Below are 16,510 nucleotides of genomic sequence, written 5' to 3' on the forward strand. Positions count from 1 at the left end.
TTCGGCCGATTTGCGGTCCTAGCTTGTTCTATCCTGAAGGGCAGGAAAGGGTCGTCTCGCGTCCTTCTACATGTACCAAGCGTCAGGTCTTCACGACTAGCAAGATGCAACTGCCCCCACTATGCTCGACGTTTTGACAGACAACCGCTTCGCAATTTGGTACTGTCCGCACTCGATGAAATCGATGCTCAAGACAGGAGTAACCGTTATGCGGTTGGGCAGTTTAGCCTTCGTGTTTACGGTCGCGTTTTTTTCGACCCATGCTTTTGCTGATCCGCTTCAGAAATCAGAAGACATCGTGAAGTTTTTCGACGCGGCGAGCGAGCTCGGCCCGCCGCGTGGAATTTGCGTCGGCACCGAAGAAGAGTGCAACAGCAAGAACAAAGCAGCGCCTGCCGAAAAAACCAGCCTCGACATGCTGATCAATTTCGGCCTGGATTCTGCGGAACTCGATGCAACTGCGCGCGCTGAACTGGATGAGTTCGCCAAGGCGTTGAAGGACAGCCGACTGAGCACTCTGAACTTCGTTGTTGAGGGTCACACCGATGCTACCGGCTCGGCTGACTACAACGAGGGGCTGTCGGAACGGAGAGCGAGATCGGTAACAACCTTCCTCACCTCCAACGGCGTCGATCCTGCCCGCATCAAAGCGACAGGCCTGGGCGAAGCGAGTCCGCGCAACCCCAATCCATTCGATCCGGTAAACCGCCGGGTGGAAATGCGGATAAGGACTGAGTAGCTGGAGCGTGGGCGCTAGAGCATTTTGCAGCCAAGTGGAATCACTTGGCGTCGCAGAAGTGCGGCTAAAACAAATAGATAGAGCGGGATGCCTCGTTCAATTTGAACGCATCCCGCTCTGGACTAAGACCAGACCCGCGCGTCCTTTTTGACGCGAACCGGGGGGTCGGCGCAGCAAAACCGATTCCGATAGGGGCCACGTCGCTGGCTCAAAGCGCGTTCTGAACGGAACTCACCATAGCCGTGATTGCCTGCTTGTATTTTTCGAACTCGGGCGATGTCTGCCGGACTTCCGTCGTTGTCGTTGTCTGTTGGCTCACTTCAACCATCGCCGGGCTCAGCTTCCGCCCCATTTTCCTTTCGGCCCAGCTCACGACATAGCTGGCGGACTTGCCGGTGAGAAACGGGTTGGCTTGGATGACGGCCGATCCGAGCACGGCGCTCAATTGCGCCGAACCCGGCGACGACAGCACTTGATGGGCGCCTTCCATTCCCAGGAAATGACAGAGATAGAGCCGGCCGGCTGTGATCTGGTGGCCGCGTGCCCGAAGATAGGCTTCGCCTTCGCGCGCCAGATTGCTGACCATCTCGCGCGAGATGGTGGCGTCAAAACGCAGAGCGAGCAGGTCGGCGGTTGACAGTGTCCGCGCCAGTTCGGGGCGGTAGGTGTTCATCATCCGGATCCAGGTCTTGGTTATGAACTGACCGGCGCCGGTCGCCGAAGAAAGTGGGTTCTTGGCGCGGGCTTTGCCGCCACTTTCGACCTGAACGATACGCTCGGTCAGCGTTTCGACAGCGGAAGCATCCGTCGCGATTGCCGTAACCGTGCCGAGCGGATCGACCGCCTGCCCATTGCGATAGAGTTCGAAATGCAGGTGCGGTCCAGTCGAAAGACCAGTGGTGCCGATGTAGCCAATGATATCGCCTGCCTTCACCTTCGCGCCGACACCGCCCTTGTCCGCGAATTTCTGCATATGCGCATAGCGCGTCTCACTGCCGTTTCCGTGCGAAATCTTCACCAGATTGCCGTAACCACTTCCATCGCCCTGAAAGACGATTTCGCCGTCGAAGGCGGCGGCTATCGGCGTGCCCAGAGGCGCCGCCCAATCCACGCCCTTGTGGATACGAACGGTTCCGAGGATTGGGTGCTTGCGTGGGCCGAAAGTGGAGGTCATGACCCCGTTGACCGGGGTGACCATGCCGTTGGCGACTGTCAGCGAGCGAACCTGATCGTCGCCGCTAACGCATGCAAACTGGCCGTCGGTCTGCTGGAACACGAAACAGTCAAGGCTTTTTTCGCTACCCTGGACGCCAACATACAGCACCCGTCCGGCCGTCTCTTCCTTGCCACGGGACCTTTGCGAATAGATCAGGACCAGACGCTGGTCTTCGCTGGCGAAGGCATCCAGATCCTGTCCTCGCGACAGATACATGATCGCTTCTCCGATCACGCCGGTCGGAACTTTGTTGCGCGCTGCTGTCGAGTAGATTGCGTCGAGCAGCCGGTATTGCCTTTTGTGCGTGCCTTGCGCCTGTGCACCCGAGTAGTTGAACAGGTCTTCGCGGACCCAGGGGTCCACACCAGACACAAACACACCGGCGGCATTGCGCGTCAGCGTGCCGACAAATACGTTCCTGGCGTAGATCGAAACCTGCATGAGGGACATGGTTGTCGTCTCGCGCGTCGGCCTGAAACCGCGCATGGCGACGACATAACCTGGCTCAAGGCTTTCCCGATTGAAAAGCGCCTTCAGGGCTTCGCCTGCCAGCTTGGCATCCTCGGCGGAGAAATGCGCATCGAGCGCAACGCTGTCCAAGCTGCGGTCGTTGAGGATCTTTACGAACGTGTCTTCGGTAGCCTCGTATCGTTGATGTTCACTGATGACATTTGCAACGCTTGTGTTGTTTTCGATCTGGGTTTTCTGGAACGCGGGAAGGGCTGCCTCGCCTGAATCGATTGTTTCGCCCCAACCTGCTTCGGCATCATCGGCATCCCCCTGCGGGTCCGAAGCAACCGGAGCCTCGTTTAGAACGGGCGGTGGCTGAACATCGTTTTGCAGCTCGTTGGATGGCGCCGGCGCGGTCTGTCGCTGCGCCTGGAAGAATGCGAAATCTTCTTGCGTGGACGGTATCGTTGTCATGAACTTTTCGCTGGCGCTAAGCATCACGTCAGACAGAATTTCGATCTGGGGAGAAACGCCAGCCCCATCGAGTTCTGCCGGGCGCGGGATCACCTGGCTTTTTGTTGCGCCGCCGGTGTCGGGCGCAAGGGTGATCCACATCGGGTCGCCTGCGAGATCGATGATGGCAGGCACATAGACAGATGCGTCGGCTGGCACATCGTCGGTTCCCTCGACGGCGTGCAACTCCTCATCTTCGTCGCCAAACGACCAATAATCCGCAGTGAGATAGAAGCCGGCAGCGATCGACAACAGGACAACCACGGCAAGACCGGCAAGGAGCCTGCGCCAGAGCCTGCGTCTGCGCAGGGCGGCGTGCGCCTGCTTTTTCAACCTGAAGCTTGTGTCGATACTGTGCGTCACGGATTGCTTCCGGTCAGAAAAAAGGTCCACCGCACCTGTTCAAGCGTATCGACTTCGAGAAATCGTGCGGCGATATGGCCGCGCTGCCAGCATTCATCGATGCCGCGTATCGAGAAACGCCGCCGGTCGATGCACATTTCGGTCGACCCGGTCAGGGTCGCATGGCCAAAAACGTCCGTCGCATAGATGTAAATGTAGCGGTTGGTGAGTTCCTCGCGGATGACGTTCACGCACTGATTTGCGCCGATGGTCCACCAGCCATCGGTCTGGTCCGCATTGTCGACCTTTTGGCCGACAGCGAGATTGACGACGTCGAGTGTCTGATTGCAGACGGTGAATTCGGCGCGCGCTTCGTGGGACGACAGGAGAGCCAGCAATGTCGCGCCCAATATGACCGCAAGTCTGATACGGCCTCTCAGGGCAAGCAGGCCGCGAAGCCAGTCACGCTGATTGTTGGGCGGGACAGCGGTCAGGAAGGAAAAACGCGAGCTGCGGAAGTCCATCGGCGTCCATGCTACCCGCCGAGCCGGAAGTACTTTGCCGTGGCGGAGAACTCAGATCGGTTGATGTCGATCTCTTCGAGAATCCTGGGCAACAGCAGCGCGGCCGGTGTCGGCGCGGAGAACGCCGCAGCGTGAATATCCTGTGGACCCGTGATCACCATTATGATCTGCGGCACGACCTTGCCGGCCGCCTTGTCGGCTGCGCCGAGATCGATCGGAATGTTGAAAGTGGCCTTGTCTGCTTGCGCCAAGATACGATCGTCGAGGCTGAATGCCATGCCCCTGTGGTCGATCAGCAGCACGCTGGAAATGAGGCCGCCATGCGTCACCAGCGAGCCGCCGATCGGCGAGCCGCTCGGCACCGTCGTTCGATCGAGAACAAGCTGCGGCTTGTCAGCCGGCATCTGGTCCAGAAAGCGCAGAAAGTTGGTGACTTCGCATTGAGCCGGCTCAATGAGGCGGACGCTGATGTCCGGTTCGACACGGAATCTTGCCTGGAAATCGGACAGCATTCGTTCGAACGGCTGGACCTCTGTGCCCAATCCCTCGATCGCGACGGCGGCCTCGGTTGCCGACGTCAACGTCGCATAGAAACAGTCGCCGCCGTTGAAGTCCCGCACCCAGGAGACCCGTTGCGCAGCGTGGTCAAGGGCATTTTTCGGCGGCAGTTTCAGGTCCGGTTTCGGCACGTTCAAGGCAACAGTGGCTTCGCCCGGCTGTTTGCCTGGCGCCGGCTCGTACCGCTGCCGTTTTGCGCTCGCATCATCCGTCTGGCTTACAGCGGGTTCGGGCACCCTCGCGGCCTGCTGGCTGGCCGGTTGATCGGGCTTCCGGCTCTCCAACCTTTCGGGCTGGACCGCTGGGGGCGGCGAGGCCTTGTCAGCCGGCGGGTTGGGCGCGACCTGGATGCGCGGCGGAACCGGCTCAGGGGTTTCCTCGGTTGGCGAAAGGACTTCGGCGGGCCGTGTCGGCTCCAACTTTTGATCCGCCGCGGCATCTGCCCGATTTTCAGCTGGCGATGGCGCCTCGGCTGCCGCCGGCTCCGAGGTGTCCTCGGATGCCACCGGCTCCGACGTGTCCTCGGATGCCGCCGGCTCCGGGGGTTCCTCGGTTGGCGAGAGGACTTCGGCGGGCCGCGTCGGCTCCAACCTTTGATCCGCCGCGGCATCTGGCCAATTTTCAGCTGGCGGCTGCGCTTCGGCTGCCGCCGGCTCCGAGGTTTCTTCGGATGCCGCCGGCTCCGACGTTTCTTCGGATGCCGCCGGCTCCGACGTTTCTTCGGATGCCGACCGTTCCGGGGTTTCCTCGGATGGTGAGAGGATTTCGGCGGGTCGTGTCGGCTCCAACTTTTGATCCGCCGCGGCAGCTGCCTGACTTTCAGCTGGCGGCGCAGTGGCTTCTGTTTGTGACTGCTCAGGTAGAACTGCCTTTGCCGGCTCATCGCCCGGCGAAGTTGCAGCGCTATCCGTCGGGGCCGGTTTTGACGCGTTTGGCGACAAGAACGCTGTATCGCCGGCGGTCGGTGTGGAAGGCGTCATCAGGCCGCTGAGATAAACGCCTGCACCCGACGCGACAGCTAATATCGCCAAGGCAGCGATCGCGATCGATCGGGTCTTGGCGGACTTTGCAGCGACCTTTGGCAAAACCGCCCGAGCAGGACCGGCAACTGGCGAAGGCCTTGGCTCGGACAGAAGCGCCGGCCGGACATGCGGAACGAAGCGCTGCTCACCGGCAGCCGCCGGAGGCTGACTTGCCATCTTGGGACCGGCAAGCTTGGGACCGGGAAGCTTGGGGCCAGGCGCAGCGGTTCCCCCCGTTCGCGGCGTCCGGTCGCGCGGTGTGATGGACGTTGGCGGCCTTGTCTCCTCGTCCGTGTCGTCACGTGTCGCCCTGGCGATATCCGCCATGCTGATCGGCCGTTCCTGTGGATCCGGCTGCAGCATGGCCTCAACAATTCCACGAAAATCGGCGTCGATGTCGGATAGGTCCGGAACGGTTCGGCGTTTTTCCACGATCTCGAACTGGGAGCCGCCCATGTCGATCGGTTTCCCGCGCAGAGCAGCGGCCAGCACCAGGCCCAGGCTGTAGATGTCGGATTGTTCGCTGACATCGCCGCTGAACAGCCCGAGCTGTTCGGGAGAAACGTAGTTATACTTGCCCGCGAACTTTCCGCCGATCAGCGTCTCGCCGCCGACGGTCGCCGACCGCGCGATGCCAAAATCGATGATCTTTGCGCGATCGACCCGGCCTCCTGGCAGGATGATGTTATCCGGGGAGAGGTCGCGGTGTATCGCCCCCGCCTGGTGCACGGCGCTCAAGCCGGAAGCCAGACGATGGCAGAGCTTGCGCACGTCTTCCGTCGGCATCGGGCCACGTCGCATGATATCGAACAGCGATTGGCCGTCGACGAACTCCATGGCAAGGTAGGGGCGACCGATACCGGGGTCGATCGTGAAGACGTGATATCGCACGACCGCGTCGTGCGACAGGTGATTGAGGATCGATGCTTCCTTGCGGAACAGCGACAGGATCGTCTGGTCACGGGCGAACTCGGGCAATACGATCTTGATCGCGACGTGGTCGCCGGTCTGGATGTTGTGGCCACGGTAGACTTCGCCCATGCCACCGAATGCGATCCGCTCGTCCAGTTCATAGATGCCGCTGAGTTGCGTGCCTACGGCTGTGGTGGCCACGTCAGGCGATATCCGCGTCTTGTCGTCGGCGCTCATCAGCCTCAACCTTCCGCTCTGGAAGGACCGGGATAGGCCCCACTGCGCCCGTCTCCGATCTTGACGAGCACGATCGTGACATTGTCCGTTCCCCCGCGCGCCAGCACCATTTGAAGCAGGTTTTCGCATGCCGCCTGAGGTGTCGCCGACACCGCCGCCGCCTCAATCTCGGCGTCTGTGACATGCGCTGTCAGCCCGTCGGTGCTCAACACAAATATGTCGCCCGGCATGATTTCGCCTTGCTGGAAATCAATGACGATCTCGTCGCTGACGCCGACCGCATGCGTGATAACGTTGCGGCGTGGCCAGGCGAGCGCTTCGGCTGCACTGATCATGCCCCTGTCGAGAAGTTCCTGGACTTCGGTATGGTCCTTCGAAATCTGCGAGATCGAGGCGTTGCGGATCAGATAAACGCGACTGTCGCCTGCCCACAGGCAGGCAAAGCGCCCATCCATCGCCAGCAGGGCGGCGACAGTGGAGCCAATGGTTACTCCGCGGGATTCCGATATCCTGCGGATTTCGGCATTTGCCCGGCTCAGCCGGTCCTCGAAGCGCGCGCGAAGATCCGGTGCAGAGCTTGCAATGCCGATCGTTGCCAGATGATCGACAATGCTGGCCGAAGCGACTTCCCCGGCATCATGTCCACCCATTCCATCGGCCACCACCCACAGGCCGGTTTCCGGCTCGACCAGATAGCTGTCTTCGTTGAGCTCACGGACACAGCCTCTGTGGCTAACGCCGAAGCTTTCAAAGGGAAGGGCGACATTGTTCACTTTGCCACCAAGCGCTTCTCAAGCGTCCTCTGCGGCGCACCGTCAGGCGCTCGCTCGCGCCAGTTTGCCACAGGCTCGAACGTTAGAGTATCGAAATCAACGTCCGCCCATCTGTTGCCGATGGACAGCCGCATCGTATTGGAAAATTCAAGGGTCATCTCAAAACGCCTTTGGACAGCTGAACCCGGAAAGCGCAGGAAGGAAGAGAGGGTTGGGGTCCGAACTGCTCTGGACCGTATAGGCGACATCGCGTCCGCCGATCACGAAGCGGGCTTCCGTGTTGCCGCCGGTGCTGGTGATATCAGCCTTGTCCAGCAGGCGCTTCAGTGCCCACGGACCATCGAACTTGATCGCGGACTCACGGCCCGGCATTTGGGGAATGAGGCTCAGGCTCGCCGACGCGGAAGCCATGCCGTTCGGCCAGGTCACCGTGCTTGGCGCGTTGCCCGCCTGGTTGCTTTGGACGATCTGGCCATCGACGTCGAGTACCGCCGTATCGGCGTCGCCATGCAGAGAAAACGGCGTAAAAGTGACACTGACCGACGGTACCGAACCACCTGAAGGAAAGAAGGCATTGCGGATTTCCGCCGCCAGCTGGAAGTTTTTCAAGGTCGACTTGGACAGGTCGCGCCCGAAACGCGCATCCTGCTTCCAGTTCCAGTCCTGGCCGGTCATGTCGATCAGCGATGCGAGATTCTGTGCGAAGAACCGGTCCATCAGTCCGCCTGGAGCGAACAGTTTCGCGAAATCCGCCATCGCAATATCCTCCGAGCCATCGCTGGCGAAGGGATAACGGCCCTCGACCATCTCCTCGCAGGCGCGGGTGACCGTCTGGTCGAGCATCTGGTTCAAATTCGTCAGCGAGGTTTCTGCGACGTTGCCGTCGAGCTCGTCGGCGGTCGCAGTAACCATTCGGGCGAGTTGCTTGGGCAGCCGCGAGACATTGGCGCGAAGGGTGGATATCTGCAGCTGCAGATTCATGTTGGCGCGTTCCGTTTGCGAAGGGACATCGGCCGCCAATTGCAGGCTTTGATAGATGTCGCGGAAATTCTGCGTCAGTGCATCGATTGGGCGGCGTCCGGCGGGACCGCTCACCAATGCCTGAAATGATCTGAATTGTGCTTCGATGTTCGCCCCAGGGTTCTGGTTTTGCGCGCTAGCGGACCCTGTGCCGGCCCGGCTTTGCGATTTGCCGCTGGCGATTTGAATGCCGATGCGGGCCAATCCCCTGGCGATATCTGCAGCGTTTTGCGGCTGGTTTTGAAGCATGCCGGCTTCGGCCTCGGAGCCTGACTCTTCGCTGGAACCAGCGTCTCGCGTCAGTGCTGTTTCGTCGGCTATCGCCGTAAACAGCTGGTCGATTGGCGAGGTCGGTGACGCGGCAGCGGAGAGCGCGATATAGTCCGGCTTGTCCTCCAGCACTGCCTTGAACTTCAGTCTGTCGAGAACGCTGTTCCACGCTGCGGCGAACTCCCTTCCATAGCGCTCGACAAGTTCGGGACCGAGTTTTGGCAACTCCTGGTCGATGCCACCTTGCTCGGCGCCGCCGCCGAGAACCCACTGCTCATCGACAAGCATCTGCGCAATGCGCGAGAGTTGTCCGAGATAGAAGTTGTTGAAGCCGCTATAGGTGTAGATCCCGGGAACGCGAAGGCCTGACAGATCGCCACCATCGACACGCTCGAACAACAGCTGCGCTTCCGGCCCGCCTTTGACGGAGACGGAAAAATCGTCCAGCGCTGCGGCGTATACCGCCGACTTGACCAGGGCAGAGGCACGATCGGCAAGGCTCATGCGTCCGAGCGAGCGTTGAGCGGCTTCGACAAGTGGCTGGTTGAGTTCGAAAACCGGATCATAGGCGTCGTCCAGCGCAAGCATGGCCCGCAGATGCTTTTCGAGTTGCGCCCGTCCCTCGCGGTTGTTTTCACCCGGATACCGGTTCTGCTCCCAGTCCTGCCTCATCCAGGACACGATCAACTCGTCGTCGACCTTGGGCGCCTTGCCGCCAAGCATCATGTAGACCTTCAGCGGTTCGTAGAGCGCGCTGGGATCAGCCATCCTGGCCTGGATCGTCCGTTCGGCCTGAAGCAGCAGGCGCGAGCGGAACATGCGCTCCAGCGCCTGCCGGTAAGCTGTTTTTGATGCCGAAAGCAGTCTTTCCCGCTGACTGAGGCCGAACGTCTCCTGGATCGGGGTCGGCAAGTCATCGGTGTCGAACCCGGCCGGCAGTTCGCGCAACTGGTCGAGCGGGCCGATGACGTTTTCGAGGTCGACGTCGGCGACCGTCGTGCTTTTGAGGAGCGGGTCGGCAGTCTCGCGATACTGGCTTGCGGCTTGCGTGGTAGAAGCGATCAGCGACCTGTTGGCGGTAAAGCTCAGGGCCAGGGTGCCCAGAGCCCCGGCAGCCATCAATGCTATTGCGCCAAGGCCGCCATATCTGGCGATCGCTGCACGCTTTTCAGCCGATTTGTCGTATGAAACCCAGCCGGATTCGGCGAAAATGACGCCGGTCAGAAGATCATGCAGGAAGAAGCTTTTGCCGGTGCCGGAAAGATGGGCGCCAGAAGCGCTGCCGAAACTGCGGCCGATTGCGCCCAGCACCTGGTCGATCGGCGTGCCCTCCTGCGTGCCTGACGAAAAATACAGTCCACGCAGGCTGACATTCACCTGGCTGCGAGCCGGATCGAATAGGCTGGCGACGAAACTGGCAATACGGCTTTTTAGCGCGTCAAATTGAGCTGGAAAGCCAAAGATGGCTATGCGCGCCACCGGATCGGCCTCTTCTTGCAGGCGGTCGGCCATCTCCTCTGCCAGGCGCTTTGCCAATGCGTCTAATTCGGCCGGTGCCTCACCGGCCATGTTCTTGCTGCGATCGGCGGTCTGGAATGTCGCGCCCCACACTTTGCGGCGGCGCTGCTCGTCGAAACCGCCAAAATAATCCATGAAACCGGAGACAAGGTCGGCCTTGGTGAAGAGCAGGTACACTGGGAACTGGATTTTCAGTGTTTCGTGGATTTCGCGCAGACGGCTGCGTATTTCAACGACATGGATGTCAAGCTGCCGATCATCGAGGCTGATGAGATCGGCAAGGCTGATGGCCAGAATGACCCCGTTGATCGGTTGCCTTGTGCGGTATCGCTTGAGCAGCGACAAGAAGGCGAGCCAGCTCTTCTTGTCGCTCTGCGCATTGGAATCCTGCGTGGTGTAGCGTCCGGCGGTGTCGATCAGCACCGCCTGATCGGTGAACCACCAGTCGCAGGATCGTGTGCCGCCAACGCCGGCCACCGGCTGGGCCTGCCCCGAACCGGCAAGCGGAAAATTCAGACCCGAATTGACCAACGCCGTTGTCTTGCCGGCGCCGGGCGGGCCGATGACGACGTACCAGGGAACTTCGTAGAGGAAATTGCGCTTGCCGCTCGACCGCTTGAGCGCAGCGATGGCTTCGTTCATACGAACCTCGAGCACCTGCGAGTCGTCATCCCTGTCGTCATTGCGGGCGACTATCGTCTCGAGCGCCTTTTGCGCCTTACGCTTTTGCCAGAAACGCACTCCATAAAACAGCGTCGCGATCGCAACGATCACGCCGATGATCGTGACGCGCAGCCAGACGGGTGCCAGTGGACGAGTGTCGGCAAAGCGGATCAATGGTCCGGCAAACCAGATGGCTGCCGCGAAACCGGCCAACGCGATCGCGCTGAATATCCGCAACAGCCAACGCGTCATAGGCGCTTCCAAATGGCCGTGCTCACAGGGTTTCCTCCTTGGGGATCATCAAGTCGACACGGCGATTCTGCGCGCGGCCTTCCGGCGTCGCATTGTCGGCGATCGGTTCGTCTTCACCCTTGCCGTCGACGGTGATCCGGGAAGGCTTGCTGAACCGTGGCGCCATCACCGCTTCGACGGCCTCCGCCCGGGCGATGGAAAGGTCGAAGTTGGATTTGAACGGGCTCGATTTTCGCGGCTTCACATTGTCTGTGTGGCCGACGATCATGATCGGTCCAGGCTCCGGTTCCAGTGCGGCGGCGATGTCCGCGGCGATTGTTGCAAACTCCGGTTTTATCTCGGCCCTGCCGGACGAGAACAGCAGGACATTGTTGATCTCCACGACGATGAACCTGCCCTGCGTGCCGAGGGTCAGCCCGCCGCGCGCGATAGTCTTGGCCAGTGCGGCATGGATGCGATCGATCTGAGATGGGATAGCAGCGACAGGCGGAGCGACTTTCACCGGCGCAGGCGCCGGCACCACGCTGGCGCGTTGGATGGCGATCGGCGTCGACGGATCGAGCGCCAGCAACCTGCCGGCAAGGGCGTCGCCCTCGTTGGTGATGAAGACCCGCAATGCGAAGAATGCCGCCGTCAGCAGCGCAGACGCAGCCGCCGCAATCACCCAGAGCGGCAACCGGGCCGACGACTGTGGGCTAGACACCGCCAGGCTTTGCCAGTGCGGCGAGATGTCGTCGTCGGCGCGCGCCCTGAAGTAGCGAAGCGTCTCGTAGACGTCGCGTCGAACGCGTTCGAGATTGTTGTCCTCGCGCGCAAGACCTCGATACTGGCCTTCGAACCCCAGCGACAGGCAGGCATGCATCAGTTCAAGCAAATCGTAGTGTGCCTCCGGCGCCGCCAGTATCTTGTTCAGCGCTTCGTAGAATCCCGAGCCGGTGGGCACGACGCGAAAGAACTGTGACAGCATGCTGTGCTGCGCCCAGGAGTCTGTCTGGGGCCAAGGCAGGTTACCGATGAGGTCGTCAGCGGTTTCGCAGAGAGCAAATTTTGCGATCCGTGCGTCTTCTTCGGGAACACCGGCTTTCTCCATCGTCCGGTCGAATTTATCGATCGCCTCGGCAACATGTTCCGACAGCTGCTCCGCCTGTCTTTCGACAGCCATAAGCCTGAGCTGGCCAAACAGCATCAGCAAAGGAGCGGCCGCGGCGAGGATCGGATTGGCTGCGGAGTATTTGACGCTGTCCGTGGCATGCAGCAGGATGTCCTGCTGAATGGCTGAATTCGGCGCCGCAAAGGAGCCGGTTGCCGCCGCTGCGCCGGGGTCTGCACCCTGATAAATCACGGTTCCGGATGTCCAGCCCGGTGCATGGCGACCCACACCCGGATCGAAAACCGTTGAATCCTGCGAGGGACTGGGGCGCCCGTCGTCGGGAACAGGTCTGTGAGGAGCCGGCGCTGATTTTTCAGCGCGGCGCGGTGCGCGAATAACGGTCTTGCCCGCTGGGCCGAAAGGATCGTCCTTCGATCTCATCGCCAAACGTCCGTCCACGCGTGTGCGCCGCGTGTGCGCCACATCAGGGCAAAACGGTCCCCGGCCAGGCGCAGGAACTGCAGGCGCTGCTGGCGAGGGCAGTGTCTGGAGGAAGATCGGCTATATTTTTCTATCCCGCCGTAACATGACATGTGCCGCAGACCCCAGGTCAATCAGCCTTACCCGCTGGCGAGCTGTCGTAAGTGATCGTAAGCTTAGAAACGGTCGATTGGAACCAGATGCAGCGCTGCGAACGGATTTTTTTCTGGCTTGCAAAGCTCTAATACGTCCCACTTGTTGCATTATCCGTTCGGCAGCCGAAGGTCATCGCAGCAAGCCGATCCGACTTCCGAGCTATCTGCCCAGTTTAGTCTGCCTTACCTATTTTTGCTTGTCGGCTTTGGCATAGGCTTCGCTGAAATAGGCCAGGAATATGTCCAGCATTCCGTTTTCGTGTGCTTCCTCCATGGTCCGCCATTTGGCGACGAAGGCGTCCCAAGCCAGGCCCTTCTTCGATGTGAATGACGTGGGTGGGAGTTTTTTGCTGATCGCCTCAGGCGATAGGTCGTCAAGCAGCCGGGAGAGCGCAGCTTGCATGGCTGCATAGGTGGCAAATTCGTGCGTTTTGAGATCGCGGAACGCGTCTTCGACACTGTGCCTGGCATCAAGGTAGCCGGATCTGCGCCGCGCAAACATGATTTCGAGGATGTCGTCGGTTCCCGGGACGAATTTCAGGGGATTGTTATCGGTGGAACTGATCATCGTGCGGTGTGTGCTCTTGGCCAGTATTTTCGCAGCCGCACGTGCCTTCAGCAGCTGGGCCAGCTCCTCGACAACCGTTCGAAGCACCGCGCCGATTTCGGCGGCCACTTCATGCGGATCACGCGATTGAAGCAATTCCGGCGAGATGCCGGCTGCGATCGCGATTTCCCGCAGCACCTCGTCTCTCGTCGAAGCGAGAAGCGCGGGCGGCGAAGACGTCGACGCCGGTGCTCTCTGCCCGGGCCGTTGCTCCACCGGCTCGGAGAAAGGCTGACCTGCGAAATCCAGCGGCCGGCCGGTTGCGACAGGCATTTGTCGCTGCGTCGAACCGTGGCTGCTTCGAGGCTGCCCTGTCGGGGCGCGCTCGTCATCAATCGAAACCAGGACGACATAGCGGCCGATCAGCAACCGGTCGCCTTGACCGAGCCGGTGAGGGCCGGCCATGCGCTGGGTCGATCCGTTGATGAATGTGCCGTTGCGCGAGATATCGTGCAGCCAGAACGCGCCTGCCTGGTAACGCACTTCGCAGTGTCTGGCGGAGATGAACTTGTCGGGGTCGGGCAAGGTCCAGTCACAGGCCTCGCGGCCGATTTCAAAGCTGCGATCACGAGCGGAGTAGCCGGTCGACATACCGGCGGGCAGGGAGACGACATTGTTGATCTGCAGCCTGATGTACATTCAAATCGCCGTCGATCCTGTTGGGAAAACTCACCCAGGACGCCCCATTATACCAGCAATTTCTGAGCGCGGCGGCACAGAAGCGTTCAAGTCGATGATTCCACAGGCGACCAGGCTGCAGCTACCAAGGGTCCCCTTTGGTCGGTGCAAGACATGTGCTAGGCTCAGGCAGAAACGAGCGGCGGGAGGGGGCACGACCCATGCCGAACGAACGTGCCACGGTTGTGCAGACGCCGGTTGGCGCTGACCTGTTGACCTTCACGCATCTTGTCGGGCGCGATGAGATCAGTCGTTGTTTGGCCTATACGGTCGGGTTCGTAAGCGGCAGCCCCGAGATCGATCCGCTGAAGATGCTGGGCGGTGCGGTTTCGATCGAAGGTGAATCCGATCCCAAACGCTGGTTTAGCGGCCTCGTCTCCGAGTTTCGGCTGACCCGGATCGAGGACCGTCTGGCTTATTACGAAGCCGTCATCAGGCCATGGCTTTGGTTTCTCGGCAATACCACCGACTGCCGTATTTTCCAGAACATGAGCGTCATCGAAATCGTCGAGGAGGTTTTCTCGAAATACAGCACGGCAAAATTCGAGAAGCGCCTGCAAGGGTCTTATCCGCCGCGTGAGTATTGCGTCCAGTATGACGAGAGCGATCTCGATTTCGTGCAGCGGCTGCTCGAGCACGAAGGCATCCTGTATTTCTTCGAGCATGACGAGGGCAAGCACACGCTTGTGCTCGCCGACGCCATGAACAAGCTCAAGCCGGCGCCGGGCTATGAGAAGGTGCCCTATCACTTTGAAGGGCAGGGCTCCCGGCGCGATGTCGAATACATCACGGAATGGATCCCCGGCAGCTCGGTGCGGCCGGGCGCCTATGTCCATACCGACTATGATTTCAAGAAACCGGGCGCCGACCTGATGGCCAAATCCGCCCAGCCGTTCAGTCACAAGCTGGCGGCGGGCGAGAATTACCGCCAGCCCGGCGCGCATCTCGACGTCGGCCGCGGCGACAGCCTGGCCGCGATACGGCGCGAGGAGATCCAGGCCGTGCACCAGCGCATCGCTGCAGTCGGCACCGTGCGCGGCCTGTATTCCGGCTGCACGTTCAAGCTGGACGGCTTCCCAAGAGAAGACCAGAACCAGGAGTATCTGGTGGTCAGCGCCGAATACAGGCTGTTCGATCCGGGCTACAGAGCCCTTGCCGACGTCGAAAGCGAGAACTTCAAGGTGATCCTCGGCGTGGCGCCGACCGCCTTGGCCTATCGCCCGCCGCGGGTCACGACCCGGCCGATCATGCGCGGCCCGCAGACGGCGACGGTGGTCGGCCCGTCCGGCGAGGAAATATTCACCGACAAATATGCACGGGTGAAGGTGCAGTTCCACTGGGATCGTCTCGGCAAGAAGGACCAGAACAGTTCTTGTTTCGTGCGGGTGTCGCAGACCTGGGCTGGCAGCGGCTGGGGGTTCATCCAGATCCCGCGCATCGGTCAGGAGGTGATCGTCGACTTCATCGAAGGCGACCCGGATCTGCCGATCATCACCGGCCGCGTCTACAACGCCTCCCAGATGCCGCCCTACGGACTGCCGGGCAGCGCCACGCAATCCGGCTGGAAGTCCGACTCCTCGAAAGGCGGCGGCGGATACAACGAGCTGATGTTCGAGGACAAGGCCGGCTCCGAACTGGTCAATTTCCAGGCGCAGAAGGACCACAACCTTCTGATCAAGAACGACCGCACCAAGCTGGTGCAGCACGACCAGTCCGACCGCATCGACCACGACGCCAAGCACTCCGTCGGCCACAACCTCGACGAGGACGTCGGCAACAACAAGACGGTAAAGGTCGGCGTCGACCAGACCACGGACATCGGCAACAACGACACCGAGACGGTGGGGGTCAATCGCTCGCTGACGGTGGGCTCGAACGAAACGATCAGTATTGGGTCGAACTCGACGGAGACGATCGGGATTGCGCACACACAAACGGTCGGGGCTGTTCAGACGGTGACTGTCGGCGCGGCTCGTGTCGATTCGGTCGGAACATCCGAGACCCGAACCGTGGGTGGCCCACAAGCGAACACGATCGGCGCGACGCGGTCGGTCACTGTAGGCGCGGCGCAGAGCCACAGCATCGGGGCGGCGGACAGTTGGAACATCGCGGCGGCGCAGAGCGTGCAGATAGGGGCCGGCCAGACGATCAAGATCGCAAAAGATCAAGGCACCGATATCGGGGCTGGACGATCGGCCAAGATCGCTAAGGATGACGTAACCGAGGTCGGCGGTTCCAGAGCGCTCAAGATAGCCAAGGGCAGCGCCGTCGAGGTAGGCGAGGACGGGCTCATCAAGATCGGCAAGGATTTGCTGATCGAAGCTGGCGATTCGATCGTGATAAAGTGCGGCTCGGCGGCAATCGCAATGAAAAAGGACGGCACGATTTCGATCGAGGGCAAGGACATATCCGTCAAAGCTTCGGGAAAGATCAACGTGAAGGCGTCGAGCGACATCACGATGAAAGGCTCGGAAATAAAACAGAATTGAGG

General features: G+C 60.7%; 9 protein-coding genes. 2 read left to right on the forward strand and 7 right to left on the reverse strand.

The window, feature by feature from the left end; translation table 11 throughout:
* Nucleotides 1-208: 208 nt before the first annotated feature.
* On the forward strand, nt 209-739 hold the full coding sequence (locus NMG70_RS04085; protein WP_254023345.1) for an OmpA family protein: 531 nt from the start codon (nt 209-211) through the stop codon (nt 737-739).
* A gap of 208 nt (nt 740-947) precedes the next feature.
* Here NMG70_RS04085 and NMG70_RS04090 read toward each other — a convergent pair whose 3' ends face one another.
* From NMG70_RS04090 to tagH, 7 genes are all read right to left on the reverse strand, one after another.
* Entirely contained in the window at nt 948-3,281 is a 2,334-nt protein-coding gene (locus NMG70_RS04090; protein WP_254023346.1) for a M23 family metallopeptidase, read from the reverse strand.
* Nucleotides 3,278-3,784, reverse strand: a complete 507-nt coding sequence (locus tag NMG70_RS04095) for a DUF1036 domain-containing protein (protein ID WP_254023347.1) — start codon at nt 3,782-3,784, stop codon at nt 3,278-3,280. Before NMG70_RS04095 ends, NMG70_RS04090 begins: the two co-directional genes overlap by 4 nt.
* Nucleotides 3,785-3,795: 11 nt before the next feature.
* Nucleotides 3,796-6,513, reverse strand: coding sequence for a serine/threonine-protein kinase (locus tag NMG70_RS04100; RefSeq protein ID WP_254023348.1), 2,718 nt, complete (start codon nt 6,511-6,513; stop codon nt 3,796-3,798).
* A 5-nt stretch (nt 6,514-6,518) separates the two neighbouring features.
* Nucleotides 6,519-7,286 (reverse strand): PP2C family protein-serine/threonine phosphatase, encoded by a 768-nt coding sequence (locus tag NMG70_RS04105; RefSeq protein ID WP_254023349.1) that lies wholly within the window; start codon nt 7,284-7,286, stop codon nt 6,519-6,521.
* 159 nt (nt 7,287-7,445) lie between these two features.
* Entirely contained in the window at nt 7,446-11,009 is a 3,564-nt protein-coding gene (gene tssM / locus NMG70_RS04110) for a type VI secretion system membrane subunit TssM (RefSeq protein WP_254023350.1), read from the reverse strand.
* A 22-nt stretch (nt 11,010-11,031) separates the two neighbouring features.
* Entirely contained in the window at nt 11,032-12,540 is a 1,509-nt protein-coding gene (gene tssL, locus NMG70_RS04115) for a type VI secretion system protein TssL, long form (RefSeq protein WP_254023351.1), read from the reverse strand.
* 381 nt (nt 12,541-12,921) lie between these two features.
* On the reverse strand, nt 12,922-13,980 hold the full coding sequence (tagH, locus tag NMG70_RS04120; RefSeq protein ID WP_254023352.1) for a type VI secretion system-associated FHA domain protein TagH: 1,059 nt from the start codon (nt 13,978-13,980) through the stop codon (nt 12,922-12,924).
* Between the two features lie 200 nt (nt 13,981-14,180).
* On the opposite strand from tagH, the gene NMG70_RS04125 reads away from it, so the two are divergent.
* The gene (locus tag NMG70_RS04125; RefSeq protein WP_254023353.1) at nt 14,181-16,508 is read left to right on the forward strand and encodes a type VI secretion system Vgr family protein; all 2,328 of its coding nucleotides are present in this window, start codon (nt 14,181-14,183) and stop codon (nt 16,506-16,508) included.
* Nucleotides 16,509-16,510: the final 2 nt, after the last annotated feature.

The sequence above is a fragment of the Mesorhizobium ventifaucium genome (assembly GCF_935822925.1).
Taxonomy (GTDB): domain Bacteria; phylum Pseudomonadota; class Alphaproteobacteria; order Rhizobiales; family Rhizobiaceae; genus Mesorhizobium; species Mesorhizobium ventifaucium.